The sequence below is a fragment of the Kribbella sp. NPDC059898 genome, from assembly GCF_042730855.1.
In the GTDB taxonomy this organism is placed as follows: Bacteria; Actinomycetota; Actinomycetes; order Propionibacteriales; family Kribbellaceae; genus Kribbella.
On record NZ_JBHWKR010000003.1, the window covers coordinates 220,735 to 238,071 of the forward strand.

The window sequence follows — 17,337 nt, forward strand, 5'->3', positions numbered from 1 at the left end:
CTACTTCGGTGTGAAGTTGGCGGTCAGTATCTGGTCCGTGCCGACGGTGAAGGTGTACGACGGCGTTGTCGCCACCACCGTCCCGTTCACGGTCCAATCCAGGAAAACGCTATCCGATCCGGCTGCCGCCGTCACTGTGACCTGCGCGCCGACCTCGTACGTTCCGGGCTCGGACTCGTTGCCGGTGATGGCGACGGTGCCGTTCCCGTTCGCCTGGACCGCGACGCTGCGTTGCACCACGTTGATCACCATCACGTTGTGCAAGGTCGCCGTACCACTGAGGGTGGCGCCGTTGTAGCGGGCGAGGTTCGTCGCCTCGACGTCGCCCTGCACCACCTGCACGGTGTGCCCGTCGGCGCCCAGGTTGTCGGTGCCGAGGTTGAACGCGTCGACCTGCCCGTCGTTCACCACCAGCCCGTCGTGGAAGCCGTACGCGAACACGTTCAGCAACGTCAGCCCGCGCGCCCCGTCGACGGTGACGATCTTCGCGGTCTTCCGCATGTACTTGTCGATGACGAGCTCGAAGATGTTGCCCTCGTTCATCCAGTACGGCTGCTGGTACCCGACCCGGGTGACCGCGTTCCCGTTCGACAGCACGCCCTCGACCCGGCCGTTGCGCCCGGCCCCGATCGTGATCGCGTGGTCGAAGAACGCACCCGCGACCTTCCGTACGACGACGTCGTCGCCGCTGAGGTCGATGCCGTTCCACGCGTTCGGGAAGCCCGCGTTGATCACGTAGTTCCCGCCGGCGTGCCCGCGGATCGCGTACGGATAGGCGACGACGCCGTTCGCCGGGTTGTTCTCCGGATAGAACACCCGCAGCCCGCGCACACCCGCCTTGAGGCCAAGCGTCACCAGCGCGGTATCGGTGTTCCGCTCGAACGCCTGCAGCACCGTCCCGCCGCTCAGCCCGCCCTCGTCCCGGTTCGGTACGGCGGACGCCCCGCGCAGCTCGACCTTCGCCGGCACGTCCAGGTGCGTGCCGATCCGGTACCACCCGGCCGGCAGGTACACGATCCCGCCGCCGTCCCGTCCGGCCCGGTCGAGCACCTTCTGTACGTCGCGCGCCGCGTCCCCGGCCGGCAGATATCCGACCCCATGCGGCGCGTCCACGACGTACAGCCTCTGCACCGGCTTCGGCAACGGCTTCTGCGTGTACGTCGGCGCCGTACCGGACATGTGGTGGATCGTCCCGGTCTGCGGGCCGACGACCTCGGTGCCGGTGAGCTTCACGTACCCGTGCGAGTTGTTTGTGATCCCGCCGTCGACGTGACCGCCCGCGAGCGTCATACCCCAGCGGTCGTCCATCACGTCGACGAGGATGCCGGTCCCGGTACGGCGGATGTCCGGCTCGAGGAAGCTGCCCGTGAACTGCGCGCGCTGCCCGGCGACGACGTGGATGCCGACCGCGTAGTCGGACACCGCGACCCGGTAGAACTGGTCCCATTCGAGGTCGCCCAAGACGAGCCCGGTGCCGTGCGCGCGGGTCCAGGCGTCCAGGGCCGCCCTGGCCGGCGGGCGGAACGCGGCCGGTGCGGACGACCAGTACGAATTGCTGAAGGCAACGTTCTCCCAGGTGCCGACGTCGGCGCCGTTGTACGCGCGGGCGCCTTCGAACAGCGCCGTACCGTTCACGTTGCGGATCGTCGTCGACTCGTGCACCTGGCCCGAGCTCGGGGCGTTGCCGTGGTCGTTCGGCATCGTGCTGACGCCGATCCCGCGGTACGAGTTCAGCATCGTGACGTCGGAGACCGTCGACATCATGTAGTTCTCGTTGCCGATCCAGGCACCGCCCGGGATCTCGAACGTGTAGTTGTACGGCACCGGGTTCGTCGCGCTCTGGTTCGGGTAGTACGTCGTGACGCCGAGGACGCCCGCGCTGCCGCCGATCCGGAACAGACTCGGTCCGTCGTCGCCGGGAGCCAGGTCCGCGATGATCACGGTGCCGAGCTTCGGACCATGGTCGCCGCGGAGCGTGCAGAACGCGTGCACCTCGATCGTGTCGGTGACCTTGTACTGACCGGCCGGCAGCCACACCGTCCCGCCGCCCGCGTCCTGGCAGGCGTAGATCGCCTGCTGGATCGCCTTGGTCGAGTCACGTTTGCCCGTGCGATCGGCGCCGTACTGCGTGGCGTCGAAGTCGGCGACCACGCCGTCCTCGGTCGGGTTGACGGTCTGCACCAGCTTCGGCTGCGGAACCACGACAGGGGTGACTCTGAGCTGGAGTTCCTTGACCGTGAACGAGTCGGCGCCGGTCATCGCGACCCGGACGTAGCGGGCGTTGGTGGTGGCGAACCGGGTCCGGCTGGTCTGGTTGCCGCCCGGCGAGCCGATCCGGCCGACGGCGGTGAACTTCGTGCCGTCGTTCGACACCTGCACGGTGTAGTCGGGGGAGTAGGCGCCACCCCATTCGACGCGGACGTCGTTCACCGGCCGCGGTTTGCCGAGATCGAGCTGGAGCCACGAGTCGGCACCGCCGGTCCACGAGGTGTCGTGGTTGTTGTCGTTCACGTTCGCCGCGCCGGTTCCGCCACTCGCGGACGCCGTACCGTCGGCCGCGAAGTTCGTGTCGACGACCGATGCGGTGAATGTGTCCAGCGCGGCCTGCAGCGTGGTCAACGCCTGCTTGACCTGGACGTCGGTGACGCCCGGGGTGGACGCGATCGCCTGAGCGTTGTCGATCGCGGCCTGCAAGGTAGCGCGGCTGCCGGCCGGGTACTGGCCGTCCCGGGTTCCTTCCCGGGCGGCCTTCTCGGTGCGGGTGGACTGGCCGATCAGGTCGACGAGACCTTCGGTGACGTCGAGCGTGCCCGCGACCTTGGCGACCCGGACCGCCGCGACCTTCAGGTCGGCGGAGCCGTCGCCGTTGTGGATCCGGAAGTCCCCGCCGTTCGAGCGGTTCGTCAGCACCGCGTCCGGGAGCGCGAACGTGTACGTCTTCCAGGTTTTCGTGTCGCCGTACCGGACGACCTCGGAGTTCTTGAACTTGTCCGGGATCGTGTCGCCGGGGGAGTCGTAGTGCAGCCCGAACTGCCCGTTGCCCTGGTCGAAGTAGTCGATGCTGACCAGGACCAGGCCATGGTTGTCGTACAGGTAGGTGTCGGCGACGTTCATGTAGAAGAAGTTCGTCCCCGGCGACGGCGCGGTGCGGTCGGTCTGCCAGTACGGGCGGCCGTCCTGGACGCCGGTGATCAGGTGCGACGCGTCGTCACCGGCGCGCGGGCTGATCCCGTTCTGCACCGGCGTCGCGCCGAGCTCGACCGAGGCGCCCGCCGTACTGATCCGGAGGCCGGCGATCGTGACGTCGTCGCTGCCGCCGAAGACCCGGAGGTCGGCATCGCCGAGCCGGTTCGTGAAGCTGATGCCGGTCAGCGCGAAGACGCCGGTCTTCCACAGGCCGGTGTTCGTGAGCGGTACGTCGGTGGCGTCCTGCTGCGGGTTGTCCTTCGCGTCGTACTGCAGGTCGAGGGTGCCGGAGCCGCTGTCGAGGTACGTCACCGTCACCAGGACGTTGTCGGTGCCGATCTCGTCGACGTAGTCGTGATCGACGTCGAACTCGAGGTAGCCGGTGCCGGCCGCCCGGTTCGTCTGCCAGTAGGTACGCCCTTGGGCGGTGCCGGTCCGGAGCCCGGCCGGGTCGTCGCCGGCGGCAGGCTTGACGCCGAGCGTGGTCGGGGTCGGACCGAGGTCGGCGCCGACGCCGCTGGGGTACATGGTGGCGGCGTGCGCCGTCGGTACGGCGAGCACGCCGGTGAGCAGGAGAGTGGGGAGAACCCGCGCGAGCAGGCGTCTGGACATGCTGGAACCTCCCAGGTGGCGGACCGGAAGTGCAGCTGCGCGGATAAGTTAAACCAAGCGTGTTACTAATTCAAGACTCTGCGCCCGGCCGGCAGGAACAGCGCCGGGACGGCGGCGACCACCGTGAATCCGATCGCCCAGGCGAAGCTGTGCGCGTACGCGCGTTGGGTGCTGTGGCCGGTCAGCTGGCTCTGCAGGACGACCGCCAGCGTCGCCGCGCCGAACGCTCCGCCGAGCTGCTGCATGATGCGGGTGGTGCTGCTCGCATGCGGGATCTCGGCCGGCTCCAGATCCCGGAACGCGCCGACCATCACCGCCAGATTCACCGCGCTCAGCCCGGCGCCGCGGATCACGAGAGCGATCGCGAGCAGCCAGTACGACGGGTTGCTGAGCGCGAACGGGAGCGTGCCGATGGTCGTGAGCACGATGCCGATCAGCACGATCGGGCGCGGGCCGTACCGATCCGTCAGGCCGCCCGCGGTCCGTGCGAGCAGACTGCCGACGCCTTGCGGAGCGAGGAGCAGACCGGCCGCGGTGACCGTCGCGCCACGAGCCTGCTGGTAGAAGAGCGGGAGCAGCAGCATCGCGCCGTACAGGGCGAAACCGGTTAGGAAGAACAGTGCGGACGAGGCGGCGAAGGATCTGATCCGGAACAGTGCCAGATCGATGAGCGGGTCGATGGTACGGCGCAGTACGAAAGCTGTCAGAAGGACCACGCCGACGGCCAGTGGCAGCAGGACGGGGGTGTGGCCGAAACCGTCGCCACCGGCCTGGCTGAGGCCGTAGATGATCGCGGCGAGCGCGGGGGGAGACCAGCAGGAGTCCGGTGAGGTCGAGTGCCGCGGTGGTCGGCGCAGGGTCGGGTTCGAGGGTGCGGACGGCCAGGACGATCGCGGCCAGACAGATCGGGACGTTGACGTAGAAGATCCAGCGCCAGTCGAGGTGACCCACGAGGACGCCGCCGATCACCGGACCGAGGATCGGGCCGATCAGGGCCGGCATCGTGACGATCCCCATCACCCGGCCGATCCGGTCCCGGCCGGCGGCGCGCAGCAGGATGGACTGCAGGATCGGCAGCATCAGCCCGCCGCCGATCCCCTGGAGCACCCGGAACCCGATCAGCTCGCCGATGTTCTGGGCGATGCCGCAGAGCATCGAGCCGGTCAGGAACAGTGCCAGCGCGATGATCCACATCCGCTTGGCGCCGAACCGGTTCGCCGCCCAGCCGGTGATCGGCACGGCCATCGCGAGCGCCAGCAGGTACGCCGTACTGACCCATTGGACCGTGGCAACCGAGGTGTGCAGCTGGACGCCGAGGGTGTGGACGGCGACCGTGACGATGGTGCTGTCGAGGAGTGGGGCGAGCGCGCCGAGCACGAGCACCGCGGCGAGTTTGAGGACCGACCGGTCGAGGCGGTCCGTTGAGGTGGTCATCCGAGCGAGCTCCTTTAGAGACGTGGCGTCTCTTACGGATTTCAGGGTAGGCTCGGATGGTTAAGAGACGCAAGGTCCCTTCTGGAGGTTCGATGGAACGCCGGCGAGGTGCCGAACTGGAGGCCGTGCTGCTGGACGCCGCCTGGGCCGAGTTGACCGAGTCGGGCTACGCACGGCTGACGATGGAGTCGGTCGCGGCGCGGGCGCAGACCGGGAAACAGGTGCTGTACCGGCGCTGGCGGAACCGGGCGGAGCTGGTGACCGCGGCGATGCGGCACCACGCCGGCTCGATCGTGGAGAACATCCCGGACACCGGCTCCCTGCGCGGCGACGCACTCGGAATCTTGCAGCAGATGGCCGACCGATTCACCCTGCTCGGGCCGGACACGGTCCACGGGCTGATGGCCGAGGCGCCGGACCTCGATCCGGAGGTGTACAGCCGGATGACCGGGGTGATGGCGACGATAGTGAAGCGGGCCGCGGACCGTGGCGAGATCCCGACGGCCGACATACCCGTCGCGGTGCTGACCGCACCGACGAACCTGATGCGGCACGAGATCTTCTTCAGCCACGCGCCGGTGCCGTCGTCGATCATCACGTCTCTGGTCGACGACGTGTTCCTGCCGTTGGTCAGTCGGTGAGATGCCGCGGTACGGCGGTCATCACGCGGCCTAGGTCGTCGGTGAGGGCCGCGACGCGTTCGGCGCGGCCGTCGTCGTCGATGTAGACCATGACCGTGCGGACGTCCGCGTGACCGGACAGCTCCTGCAGGTCCTCGGCGCTGTGGCCGCGACGTTTCTGGTCGGTGATCGCGGTCGCGCGCAACGAGTGTGGGCCCACCGTCTCCGGGCGGGGGATACCGGCCGCTTTGGCGAGCCGGCGGAGCAAGCGGGTGACGTCGTGGCGGTCGAGTCTGTTGCCTTCGGCATCCGCCAGGAGTGGGGCCGGTCCGTCGCCGGTCCAGGCCGGCCTTGTCGTGCGGTACGCGTCGAGCAGCTCGGCCACGGTGGTCTCGAGCGGGACCCGAACCGCCTTTCCGCCCTTGCGGGTGATGACGAGCCAGGTACGCCGACCCTCGTCGTGGCGGTCGGTGTCGTCGGCTCCGCAGAGTTCGGAGACGCGTAAGGCGCCGGTGTACAGCAGGCCGACGATCAGGGCGTCGCGTACGTCGGACGCAGCGGCGAGGAGATCACCGACCTGGTCGGCGTCGAGCACTCGTGCCGAGGTGGCGCGGCGACCGCGGTGGAACTTCGGGCGGTGGTCGTCGTCGGAGATCGGCGACACCACGGGCAGTCCCCACCCGGCGGCGTACCGGTAGAGGCTTGAGAGCGCTGACAGCCTTCGGGAGATGGAGGAAGCGGCGGCTCCCGCGTCCTGCTGGTAGGTGAGCCACATCGTCACGTCGCCGCGCTGCAGATCGAGGCCGAACCGTTCGCGGCCGAGTTCACGGCGGGCCCAGTCCGCCCAGAGCAGCAGATCGTCGGCGTACCCGATCCGGGTGTCCTGGCTCGCGCGGCGGGTTCCGCCCAGCCAGAGGACCGTGAGGGCGGTCAGCTCGGGGGTGAGTGCGTCCATGAGGAGGTCGAGGCGGTCGACCGGTTGTGCCGCGGGGTCGTGGAGCGGGCGGCGCTTGCCCAGGGAGCGTCGTACGGCGGCCTCTGTTGCCTGATCGGGTCTTGGCACCAGTTCGTTCACGCGAAACAAGCTAGCGCATAACGGGGATTATGCGCTACTTCAGTTCAGTTTTGTTCAGTCTAAAGTAGTTGATGGAAACCGAACTTAAAGGGGAACTTTATTGACGTAATGCAGTAGGGTGGCATCATGACGACTGAGCCGATCGCACGGACTCGGCAGGGGCTGTGCGAGTTCCCTGGGGTGACCTGTGCGAACCCGAAGCAGGTCGATCCGGGGACCCCGGGACGACCGCCGAAGTATTGCGGCCGGGAAGGCGCGGGCGTCGACGGGAAGCCCGTCGTACACAACAAGGCGAACGCGTGGGCCGCGAAGAACCGGCTGGCCAGGCAGCCTGTACGCCGTGATGGTGCTGCCGGCGCTGAAGCGGCACCGGTGGCTGGGCCGGTGACGGCTGCCCGGATGACACTCGAGCAGCTGATGAAGGGCAACCTGCCGCGGCTGGTGGAGGAGCTGGAGGGTTACCTCGCGCAGATCGCGGAGGCGATCCGCACGTACGGCGACGCGGAGGCGGTCGCTGCCGAGGTCGAGCAGTTGCAGGCGGCGTCGCGGGCGGAACTCGCGGACGCCGAGCGGCAGCGAGGTGAGGAAGAGCACCGCCGCCGGAAGGCGGAGCAACAAGCGGCCGAAGCCGAGGACGCTCGCGAGGAAGCCGACGAGGCCGCCGAAGCTGCCGTCGCCGCCCTCGACGAAGCCCGCGTCGACGTCGCAATCGCCCAAGAAGCCGCCGACCAGGCCCGCCGCGACGCCACGCTCGTCAGCGAAACCGCGGCCGCCGAATTGGAGCAGCTTCGTCAGGAGCTGGCCGCGACGCGCGAGTCGGCTTCGGTCGAAGTGGACAGGCTGCGCGCGGAGGCGGACCAGCGGATTCGCGAGATACAAGCCGCCGCTGAGGAGCAGCTCCGTCAGGCCCGGAGCGAGCTCGAGGCCGCGCGTACCGCCCAGTCCGTGGCAGAGAAAGACCGCCAGGCGGCCCACCAAACCGCAGAACAACTGCGCTCAGAACTACGCGACGAGCGCGACCGCCATCGCTCCGAGCTCGACACCCTGCGCGCTGAGCATCGAGCGGACCGCGAACAACTCCGCGCCGACCACCAAACACAGTTGACCGACGTGAAGAAGTCCGCGGAGGACCGCTTCGCCGCCCTCACGGCCGCCCACCGAGCCGCCGAACAGGTCACCGAGACCCTCCGTCACCAACTACAAACCCACCTCGCCTCACCCCCAGAACAAGAACCAGAGCCCTCCGCCTAGCACACCGAGTCCGGCCCGCCGCCCGCCTCCGGCACCGGCGCGGGGAGTTCCGGCCGCTCAAGCCCTCCAGCTCCGGCGCGGCTCCGGCCGTGCGTCCCCCGGCGCACGGCGTGCGGCGGGGGCGCTTCCATCCGCGTCTTTCAGCGGAATGCGGGGAGGTTCCGGGCGACCCAGTCGGCGAACGTGTGCGGCGTACGGCCGAGGATCTTTTCGACGTCGGGGCTCACCTCCTGCTCGATCGGGAGGGGGGAGCCGAGGACGTCGAGGGTGGCTTCGACGACCGGCTCCGGCATGAAGTCGAGCATGCCGGTGCGGGCTTCGGCGCGGGTCAGCTCTTGGAAGTGGATCGGCGTTGCGAGGGCCTCCTCGATCATCTTCGCCTGCTGGCGGGGGGAGATCGCGGCGGGGCCGGTGAGGGTGTAGACGGCGCCGGCGTGGCCCGGCTCCCTGAGGGTGGCCGCGGCGACCTCGGCGATGTCCTGTGGGTCGACGGCGGGGAGCGCGACGTCGGCGAACGGTGCGAACATCGCCCGCTGGGTGCGGACCGACTCGGCCCAGGCGTACGCGTTGCTGGCGAAGTTGCCGGGCCGGAGGATCGTCCAGTCGAGCCCGGATCCGGTGACGGCGTCCTCGTGGACCGACGGGTGCCGCTGGGTGGTGACGCCCTGGGACGACAGCAGGACGACGCGCGGTACGCCGGAATCCCGCAGTACGTCGACGACCGCCTGCATGTTGCCGCGGGCAAGGAAGTCGGGGGAGGTGAGGAGGAAGACGGCCTTCGCGCCGTCGAGTACGGGCCGCAGGGTCTCGGGTTCGGTGAGGTCGGCCTGGTGGCCGGCGCCGGTGCGCGAGACGGGGACCACGTCCTCGCCGAGCGCGGTCAGGGTCTGGACGAGGGGACGGCCTACGTTGCCGGTTGCTCCGGTGATCACGATCATGACCATGACGCTAGTGCTCTGGGGATAGTAGGTACCTAGAGGATAGTATTGGGTTTGTGACCGAGACCACTGCCGATCCCGTCCAGGCCGATCCCGTCCAGGCCGATCCAGTGCAGGCCGATCCCGTCCAGGCCGATCCCGTCCAGGCCGATCCCGTCCAGGCCGATCCAGTGCAGGCCTGCCCGATCGCGCCCGTCGTCGACCTGGTCTTCAGCCGCTGGACGACGCCGATCCTGTGGACGCTGAACGAGTACGGCGTGCAGCGGTTCGTCGAGCTGCACCGCCGGATCGGCGCCATCACGCCGAAGGTCCTCACCCAGCGCCTCCGGCAGCTCGAACGCGACGGCCTGATCACCCGGACGTACCACGCGGAGGTCCCGCCGCGCGTCGAGTACGACATCAGCCCCCTCGGCCGCAGCCTCGCCCCGCTCTTCCACTCCCTCGCCGAATGGTCCCCCAACCTGGCCGCGGTAGAAGCCGCCCGCACCCACTTCGACACCACCGAACCCGCCCACCGCCGCCCCTAACCCGACACCCACCACCCGCCGCTTCACCGCGCCCGCCCCGGCGCCCCCTCACCCTGCCTCGCACCGCACCGCCTCGCACCGCACCGCCTCACCCCGCACCGCCTCGCACCGCACCGCCTCGCACCGCACCGCCTCACCCCGCACCGCCTCACCCCGCACCGCCTCGCACCGCACCGCCTCGCACCGCACCGCCTCACCCCGCACCGCCTCACCCCGCACCGCCTCACCCCGCACCGCCTCACCCCGCACCGCCTCACCCCGCACCGCCTCACCCCGCACCGCCTCGCACCGCCTCACCGCGTGCTCCGTGGGAGGAGCCCACGCCTCGCCTTGGGTCGACAGGCGGGATGAACGACATCCCGCGGGCCGCCGAGTCGTGGCGTTTGGCTGATGTGCGCAAGTGCGAGTCGTGGATCGAGGTCGCCGGACGCGTGTTGCCCGCCGAATTCCACGACTCGGCGATCGTGTGAGCTCGCGGGCGGTTGGGGTGGGGGAGGGAGGGGTTAGGCGGCGCCGGCTAGGGCTGGGGTGGGGAGTTGGGCTAGGAGGGTGAAGAGGTGTTCTGTGGCATCGGCCAGGCGGAGCAGGCCGGCCTCGTGGTGGTGCCAGCCGTGCTCGAGTTCGCCGTCGATGATGCGCTCCTCTAGCGGTACGGCGTACCGGCTGAGCGTCACCCGGGCGGGACCGGTCTGCGGGTGGTGGTCGCCGCAGCCGCATTCGGCGGGGATGGTGATGGCGGTGAGGGCGTCGGGGGAGTACGTGCGCAGCCGCAGCGTCGTACCGCGGGCGGTGAACCGGGCGATCGTTGCGTCAGGCAACTGGACCAGCAGTTCGACCGGTACGGCGTACGAACCGGGAAGCAGCCGGAGGCCACGGGAGGCTAGCAGGTCGGCGAGAGCCGGGAGATTCATGCGATGTTCCTGTGAGTGCTGTGTCGGCGGGCGGGCCACGGAAAGGACAGGGCCTCGTGCGCCGGGAGCCGGCGCTCGTCAGCGACAACAGCAACAACACAGCATCTGCATGCCGACGACTATGACAGCACGCAGGGTCTACCGCAAAACACCGTCCGCGATGTGGGACATCTGTCCAGGAAGGGAAACGGTCGGCGTGGGCCGACCAGGCCGCGATCGGCCGGAGTCGGTAGGCGGCCGCGAGGACCGTGGCGATCTGATCCCGACCCGCGCTCAGGTCCAGGGCCTCGACCCCGGCCAGGGGTATCCCAGCAGCCCGCACCTGAGCAGGACCAACTGCACCAGGCCCAGCAGACGCCCGAGCACCAGCGGGCCCCGCAGCGACAGGCTTCCGAGCACCAGGTTCGCTAACGCTTGGCACGGGGTTCTGTCGCGGGCCGTTTCCGGCCCGTGGTCGTTCGGTGGGTCAGTCGGCTTTCTTGCCGAACATGATCTCGTCCCAGCTGGGGACGCTGGCGCGCTTGCCTCGGCGGGCCGGCTTCTTCTTCGGCTCGGCCGAGGTTTCCGCGGCGGCGTCGTCGGTGCCTTCCGGGAGCGCAGGCTGGTCGACGGTTGCCGCCGGCTGGTTGGCTGGGCGCCCGTTCTGCTCTGGCTTGGAGGCACGGCCGCGGTTGCTGGGCTCAGGGCGGGTGCGCTCGGCCTGGGTTGGCTCTGCCTGCTGGTTGTCGTCGGAGGTGCGGGCCGCTGCGGGGTCCTCGCTGGTGCGTGAGCGCGTGGTCCGGGGATCGGCCGGCCGGGGGGCGGTCGGACGAGGTCCGGCCGGACGGCTCGGCTCCGCAGTACGCGAGGGGGTAGCTCGCGCCACCGGCGCCTGGTCTCCACGCGAGGTGGCTCGCGTCGCCGGGGCCTGGTCCTCGTGCGAGGTGGTCCGCGCGGCTGGCGCCTGGTCGGCGTGCGACCCGCGAGTGGACGAGTCCTCCCGCAGTTCGCGTGCTGCCTGTTCACCACGAGAGCCGCGTGCGGCCGGTTCGTCACGGAAGTCGCGTCGCGGTTGGTCCTCGCCGTACCCGCCGTCTGGCTCAGCGTTTCGGTGGCTGCGGGAGGACTGCTCGTCGCGGTAGTCGCGTGGGGCTTCGGCGGGGGACGCGTATGTCGGGGGTGTGGTGGGGCGTTCGACGGCGCGGACCGAGGGGCGGGGGGCCGGGGGCTGGTCGACGGGTACGTCGATCAGGGTGGGCTCTTCGTCCGGGTTCGGGACCGAGTGGACCCGGCGGGGGCCGCGGTCGGTGTCGCGGGACGTACGGGCGTCACGCCGGTCGTCGTCGCGCTGGAACCCCTGGGAGTCGTCGCGGAAGCCGGAGGCGCCATCACGCACACCGGAGGCACCGTCGCGGAAGCCCGGGGCACCGTCGCGCGCACCGGAGCCGCCGTCGCGATAGCCCGAGGCGTCACGCACACCGGAGGACCCGTCGCGGTAGCCCGAGGCGTCGCGTGCGCCGGAGGAGCCGTCGCGGTAGCCCGACGTGCCGTCGGGGAAAGGTTGAGAGTCGCGGGAAACCGGGTGGTTTCGGCGGCGGAGGGCGACGGTGTCCTCGAAGCCGGCTTCGTAGCTGTCGGCGCCGTGGTCGGGGGCGATCAGCGGGTCGATGTCAGCGACCGCGGCCAGCCGTCGCTCACCGGGCTGCGGCTGGACGGGGGTCGGCAGCACCTGCGCCTGCTCGCCGACCAGCCAGCGGGCCTCGTCGTCGTCCGGTACGACGTACCGCCCGGGGGCGTCGTACGCGAACATGCCGATCTTCTCGTCCTTCTGTTCCTCGCCGTTGTCCTCGGTGTCCTCGGACTCGACGAAGTACGAGACGCGCACCGCCCAGCGCCCGTCCTCGCGCCGCCAGGCGTCCCACTCGGCCGACGTGGGATCGACGTGCCGGAGCCGCAGCCGATCGGTCACCCACGCGCCGAGGTTGCGGGTCGGGGCGTCGCCGCCACCGCGACGACGGACGGAGGCGCGCTGTGCGAGCGTGGCGATGTGGTCCCGCTCGGCGAGGACCGGGCCGGCGAACGCCATGACGCGCTCCATCGGCATCTGGGCGACCGCCGCGACCGCCTCGGGACTTTCGCCGGCGCGGATACGAGCCTGGATGTCTCGTGGGCGCAGCGCGCTCTCCATTTGAATCTCCAGCTGGCCGAGTCGGGCACGGTCGCCGCGGAGGGCCGCACGCAACCGGTCGTCGACCGGAACGGCGATCTCCTCACCCGTCTCTGCCAGCGCCAGGATGAGTTGCGTCCCATCCTGGCTCAGACCGACGAGCCTCGCCTCGCGCATTGACCTTGTTCTCCTGTGCGGTTCTAGACAGTCTCTCCCGGACGCCGGACCTGACCAAGACCGGCGCGCCGTGCCGCCCGGTCATTGTGGAGGTTACGTCACGAAAACACATCTTGCCTGGTCACCAGGGTCCTCCTGGTCACACCAGTCACATTAGTCACAACACGGCGTGACTGCTGACGACAGGGTCAGTCGCCGTACGCCGAACGGACCGAAAGCGCCCGCTTGAGGTCGTCCGTGCTGTCGGCCACCGAACGCCGGATGCCGGCCGCGACGGACTCGTCCGCGATCAGCCCGGCGGCCAGATCGACCACCCGCTGCTCGATCGCGTACCGCGGGAACGCGAGGCCGGCGCTGCTCGCGACGACCCACCCGGACCGGAGCTTCTGGGTGCCCGCGATCTCGGCGAAGTACCGGTCGACGTACGGCGCCGTGAGTTCGGCCTGCGTCGGGTGCCAGAACCCTTCGCACGCGGCGTACAGCTCGTAGTTCGGCAGGTCGGCATCGGTGGTGATCTGCGCCCACGCACGCTCCTTCGCGTCCGCAGTCGGCAGTGCGGCGCGGCAGCGGGTGGCGTGCACGACGCCCTCGGAGGACGAGTCGCGCCGTAGTTCGGCGTCGATGTCCGCCTCGCCGATCGCGCCGAGGCGGGCGAGCTGGAGCGTGACGATCCAGCGCAGGTCGGCGTCCATCGTGACGCCGTCCGGTACGCCGTCACCCGCGAGCCAGCCCTTCAACCGGTCGACGTCGTCGGTGAACCGCGCGAACCCGCGGGCCAGCGACAGCTGCACGCTGGTCCCGGCCTCGACGGTCTCCAGCCGCGCCCGCAGTACGTCGGCCAGCTGCTCGCGGTACGGCTCGTACGGCAGGTACACGCCGAGCAGACGGCTCATCGACCAGCCCAGCAGCGTCCCGACCGCGATGTCGCTGGTCTCGGTCGGCAACATCCCGAGCACCACGTCGAACCCGGCCTTCGGGTCCAGTTCGGCGTCGGCGACCGCGTCCCGGACGCTGTTCAGTACGACGGCCCGCGTGACGCCGTCGTCGATCTTCGGCAGCAGCGCCGCGAGGTTCGCGAGGCTGTCCGCGTCGAGCCGGATCTTCGCCCAGCTGTCGTCGCCGGCGTCCGGGATCACGACCGCGACGGACGGGTCCAGATCGACCGGGACCTCGTCGGCGTCGACCAGTACGGCGACATCGGTCCGGCGGCCGTCCGCGTCGAACCCGGAGACCGTGAGCTTGTGCGGCCGCGACGCCGGGTGGGCCTCGGGCGCCTTCCGGTGCAGCGTGATCCCGTCCGCCGTACGGACGACGGTCAGCGTGTCGAGCCCGGGCGTCCGCAGCCAGGCCTGCGCCCACTCGTCGAGCCCGGTCGCGCCGGCCTCGGTCCACTTGCCGACCAGGTCCGCGAACGTCGCGTTGCCGAACTCGTGCGCCGCGATGTGCGCGTTGACGCCGGCCAGGAACACGTCGTCACCGAGGTACGCCGCGAGCTGCTTCAGCGTCGCGGCGCCCTTCGCGTACGAGATGCCGTCGAAGTCGTCGAGCGAGGAGGCCGCGTCCTTGACGGCGTCGGCCGCGACCGGGTGCGTCGACGAGCGCTGGTCGGCCTGCAGGCCCCACCACTTGCGCATGTACGCGAAGTCGATCCAGTTGTCGGTGTACCGGGTGGCGGCGGTCGAGACCCGGTGCGCCATGTACTCGGCGAACGACTCGTTCAGCCAGAGGTCGTTCCACCACTTCATCGTCACGGTGTCGCCGAACCACTGGTGCGCCATCTCGTGCACGATGGTCCGGGCCCGCTGGCTGCGCTCGCCGTCGGTGACCGCGGAGCGGAACACCATCTGGTCGCGGAAGGTCACGCAGCCCGGGTTCTCCATCGCGCCGGCGTTGAACTCCGGCACGAACGCCTGGTGGTACTCGCCGAACGGGTAGCGGTAGCCGAACATCCGGTGGTACTCGTCGAAGGACTGCTTGGTCACCTCGAAGATGTCCGCCGCCTCGCGGTCCAGCGCGTCCTTGAGCGACTGCCGGGAGACGACGCTCAGGTTGATCCCGTCGTGCGCGTCGGTGACCTGGTGGTACGGCCCGGCGACCACGGTGACGAAGTACGTCGACAGCGGCTTGGTCTCGGCGAGCTCCCAGCGGCCGGGGGAGACCTGGGTCGCGGCGCCGTTGCCGAGCACGATCCACTCCTCCGGAGCGGTGACCTTCAGCCGGTACGGCGCCTTGAGATCGGGCTGGTCGAAGCACGCGAAGATCCGCGGGCCGGCGTCCAGGAACGACATCGCGTAGGTGTAGGCGAGCCCGTCCGCGGCGTCGACCGCGCGGTGCAGCCCCTCGCCGTCGTGCGAGTACGCCATCGTGGCGACGACGACGAGCTCGTTCTCGGCCTGGAGGCCGGTGAGCTCGAGCCGTCCGTCGTTCAGGCCGGCCACGTCGACGGCCGAACCGTTCAGCGTCACCGAGATCAGCGCGTCGGGTTTCACGTCCACCCAACTGGCCGGTTCGGTGGCGGTGAACCGGATCGTCGAGGTGGATCCGAACGTCTGCTCGCCCTGGGTGAGGTCGAGGTCGACGTCGTACGACTGGACGGAGAGCGCGGCGGCCCGAGTGCGGGCGCCGTCGACGGTGAGACTCGGCATGAGGGCCACTGTATGCGGTGACTAGGCTGAGCCCCATGGGCAATATGGAGTACCGCCAGCTGGGTGACTCGGGTCTGACCGTCAGCGTCGTCGGACTCGGCTGCAACAACTTCGGCCGGCGGCTGGACGCCGGCCGCACCGAGGCCGTCGTGAACGCCGCGGTCGACGCCGGCATCACGCTGTTCGACACCGCGGACATCTACCGCGGCGAGCACGGGTTCAGCGAGGAACTGCTCGGCAAGGCGCTCGGTTCGCGCCGCGACGAGGTCGTGATCGCGACCAAGTTCGGCGGCGACATGGGCGGCGTGAACGGCCCGGACTGGGGCGTCCGCGGCTCCCGGCGGTACCTCCGCAAGGCGGTCGAGTCCAGCCTGCAGCGGCTCGGCACCGACTGGATCGACCTCTACCAGCTGCACTTCCCGGACCCGGTGACGCCGATCGAGGAAACCCTGGCGGCTCTGTCCGAGTTGGTTGCCGAGGGCAAGGTGCGGTACATCGGCAGCTCGCAGTTCGCCGGCTGGCAGGTGGTGGACGCGGACTGGACCGCCCGGTCCAACGGCCTGGAGCACTTCGTCAGCGCCCAGAACCAGTACTCGCTGCTCGAGCGCGACGTCGAGGACGAGCTGGTGCCGGCCTGCGAGCACCTCGGGATCGGCATCCTGCCGTTCTTCCCGCTCGCCTCCGGCCTGCTGTCCGGCAAGTACAAGCGCGGTACCTCGGCCCCCGACGGCACCCGGCTCGCGACGCAGCCGGAGCGGCTGGCGCGGGCGGACTTCGACAAGCTCGAGGCGCTGGACACGTTCGCGGCCGAGCGCGGCCTGACGATGATCGACGTGGCGATCGGCGGCCTGGCCGCGCAGCCCGCGGTCGCGTCGGTGATCGCCGGTGCGACCAGGCCCGAGCAGATCGCCCAGAACGTCGCCGCCGGCACCTGGGACCCGACCCCCGCCGACCTCGCCACGCTGGACGAGCTCACGTGACACTCATTCTCCTCCCACCGTCCGAGGGCAAGACCGGGCGGTCGCGCGGCCGGGCGGTGGACCTGGAGACGTTGTCGTTCCCCGAGCTGAATCCGGTCCGCGAGCAGGTGCTCGAGACGCTGGCGAAGGTGTCCGCTTCCGCCGACGCGCACGACGTACTCGAGGTCGGCGCCTCGCTGCAGCACGAGGTCGAGCGCAACACCCGCTGGCGCACCGAGCCGTCGGTCCCGGTCTCCGAGCTGTACTCCGGAGTCCTGTACGACGCCCTCGGCTACGCCACGCTCTCCGCCGGCACGAAGCGCCGCGCCGCGAACCGGCTGCTCGTCGTCTCGGCCGCCTGGGGCGCACTCCGCCCGGCCGACCGCGTCCCGCCGTACCGGCTCTCGATGGGTACGACGCTGCCCGGCCACGGACCGCTGGCGTCGGTCTGGCGCGATCCGCTGAGCGCGGCGCTCAAGGACGTCGACGGCGTGATCGTCGACTGCCGCTCCTCGACGTACGTCGCCGCGTGGCGGCCGACCGGTGCGCAGGCGGACAAGTGGGTGTCGGTGAACGTGGTCCGCGAGCGGAACGGAGTACGGACCGTTGTCTCACACAACGCCAAGCACACCCGCGGCCTGGTCGCACGGCACTTGCTTGAATCGGGCAAGGATCCGGGAACCGCGAAATCCCTGCACAAGCTCGTGAACGAGCGCTGGAACGCCGAACTGGACCGCGCGACGGCCGGGTGGACGTTGACCGTCGTGGAACACGACTGACGTTCACTCGACTGTAACTGGTGAGTGGTTTCCCACGCAGGGTGATGCGGGAAGGCTGAAGGGCGCAACGTCAGGGG

13 protein-coding genes and 1 pseudogene are annotated in these 17,337 nt (G+C 70.0%); 6 read left to right on the plus strand and 8 right to left on the minus strand.

Annotated elements, in window-relative coordinates; translation table 11 throughout:
• The 3 genes and pseudogenes from ACFV9C_RS11175 to ACFV9C_RS11185 form a co-directional block, all read right to left on the minus strand.
• Window positions 1-3,798 (minus strand): discoidin domain-containing protein, encoded by a 3,798-nt coding sequence (locus ACFV9C_RS11175; RefSeq protein WP_380192670.1) that lies wholly within the window; start codon window positions 3,796-3,798, stop codon window positions 1-3.
• A 65-nt stretch (window positions 3,799-3,863) separates the two neighbouring features.
• Window positions 3,864-4,514 (minus strand): MFS transporter, encoded by a 651-nt coding sequence (locus tag ACFV9C_RS11180; RefSeq protein ID WP_380192672.1) that lies wholly within the window; start codon window positions 4,512-4,514, stop codon window positions 3,864-3,866.
• Between the two features lie 172 nt (window positions 4,515-4,686).
• Window positions 4,687-5,232: pseudogene (locus ACFV9C_RS11185) on the minus strand (MFS transporter); the annotation flags it as partial.
• A 92-nt stretch (window positions 5,233-5,324) separates the two neighbouring features.
• Here ACFV9C_RS11185 and ACFV9C_RS11190 point away from each other — a divergent pair.
• Window positions 5,325-5,873 carry a TetR/AcrR family transcriptional regulator gene (locus ACFV9C_RS11190; protein ID WP_380192673.1) on the plus strand — a complete coding sequence of 183 codons (549 nt, stop codon included), beginning with the start codon at window positions 5,325-5,327 and terminating at the stop codon, window positions 5,871-5,873.
• Here the strand turns inward: ACFV9C_RS11190 and ACFV9C_RS11195 are convergent.
• Window positions 5,863-6,927 (minus strand): tyrosine-type recombinase/integrase, encoded by a 1,065-nt coding sequence (locus ACFV9C_RS11195; RefSeq protein WP_380192674.1) that lies wholly within the window; start codon window positions 6,925-6,927, stop codon window positions 5,863-5,865. The genes ACFV9C_RS11190 and ACFV9C_RS11195 overlap by 11 nt on opposite strands.
• A gap of 126 nt (window positions 6,928-7,053) precedes the next feature.
• Between ACFV9C_RS11195 and ACFV9C_RS11200 the strand changes: the two genes are divergently transcribed.
• Entirely contained in the window at window positions 7,054-8,178 is a 1,125-nt protein-coding gene (locus tag ACFV9C_RS11200) for a hypothetical protein (protein WP_380192676.1), read from the plus strand.
• A 140-nt stretch (window positions 8,179-8,318) separates the two neighbouring features.
• Here the strand turns inward: ACFV9C_RS11200 and ACFV9C_RS11205 are convergent, their stop codons facing one another.
• On the minus strand, window positions 8,319-9,116 hold the full coding sequence (locus tag ACFV9C_RS11205; protein WP_380192678.1) for an NAD(P)H-binding protein: 798 nt from the start codon (window positions 9,114-9,116) through the stop codon (window positions 8,319-8,321).
• A 56-nt stretch (window positions 9,117-9,172) separates the two neighbouring features.
• Here ACFV9C_RS11205 and ACFV9C_RS11210 point away from each other — a divergent pair, with 56 nt between their 5' ends.
• Window positions 9,173-9,643 carry a winged helix-turn-helix transcriptional regulator gene (locus ACFV9C_RS11210; protein WP_380192679.1) on the plus strand — a complete coding sequence of 157 codons (471 nt, stop codon included), beginning with the start codon at window positions 9,173-9,175 and terminating at the stop codon, window positions 9,641-9,643.
• A gap of 347 nt (window positions 9,644-9,990) precedes the next feature.
• On the plus strand, window positions 9,991-10,113 hold the full coding sequence (locus tag ACFV9C_RS11215; protein WP_380192680.1) for a hypothetical protein: 123 nt from the start codon (window positions 9,991-9,993) through the stop codon (window positions 10,111-10,113).
• A 33-nt stretch (window positions 10,114-10,146) separates the two neighbouring features.
• On the opposite strand, the gene ACFV9C_RS11220 is transcribed toward ACFV9C_RS11215, so the two are convergent.
• The 3 genes from ACFV9C_RS11220 to pepN all read right to left on the minus strand — a co-directional run bounded on the left by ACFV9C_RS11220 (window position 10,147) and on the right by pepN (window position 15,522).
• Complete coding sequence (locus tag ACFV9C_RS11220; protein ID WP_380192682.1) at window positions 10,147-10,554, minus strand: hypothetical protein; 408 nt, start codon at window positions 10,552-10,554, stop codon at window positions 10,147-10,149.
• 466 nt (window positions 10,555-11,020) lie between these two features.
• Complete coding sequence (sepH, locus tag ACFV9C_RS11225; protein WP_380192683.1) at window positions 11,021-12,877, minus strand: septation protein SepH; 1,857 nt, start codon at window positions 12,875-12,877, stop codon at window positions 11,021-11,023.
• A 188-nt stretch (window positions 12,878-13,065) separates the two neighbouring features.
• A complete protein-coding gene (pepN, locus tag ACFV9C_RS11230; protein WP_380192684.1) occupies window positions 13,066-15,522 on the minus strand; it encodes an aminopeptidase N in 2,457 nt (818 codons plus the stop codon).
• Between the two features lie 35 nt (window positions 15,523-15,557).
• Between pepN and ACFV9C_RS11235 the strand changes: the two genes are divergently transcribed.
• Window positions 15,558-16,502: an aldo/keto reductase gene (locus tag ACFV9C_RS11235; RefSeq protein WP_380192686.1), complete on the plus strand. Its 945-nt coding sequence runs from the start codon at window positions 15,558-15,560 to the stop codon at window positions 16,500-16,502.
• Complete coding sequence (locus ACFV9C_RS11240) at window positions 16,499-17,260, plus strand: YaaA family protein (RefSeq protein ID WP_380192688.1); 762 nt, start codon at window positions 16,499-16,501, stop codon at window positions 17,258-17,260. Before ACFV9C_RS11235 ends, ACFV9C_RS11240 begins: the two co-directional genes overlap by 4 nt.
• The last annotated feature ends 77 nt before the right edge of the window (window positions 17,261-17,337 follow it).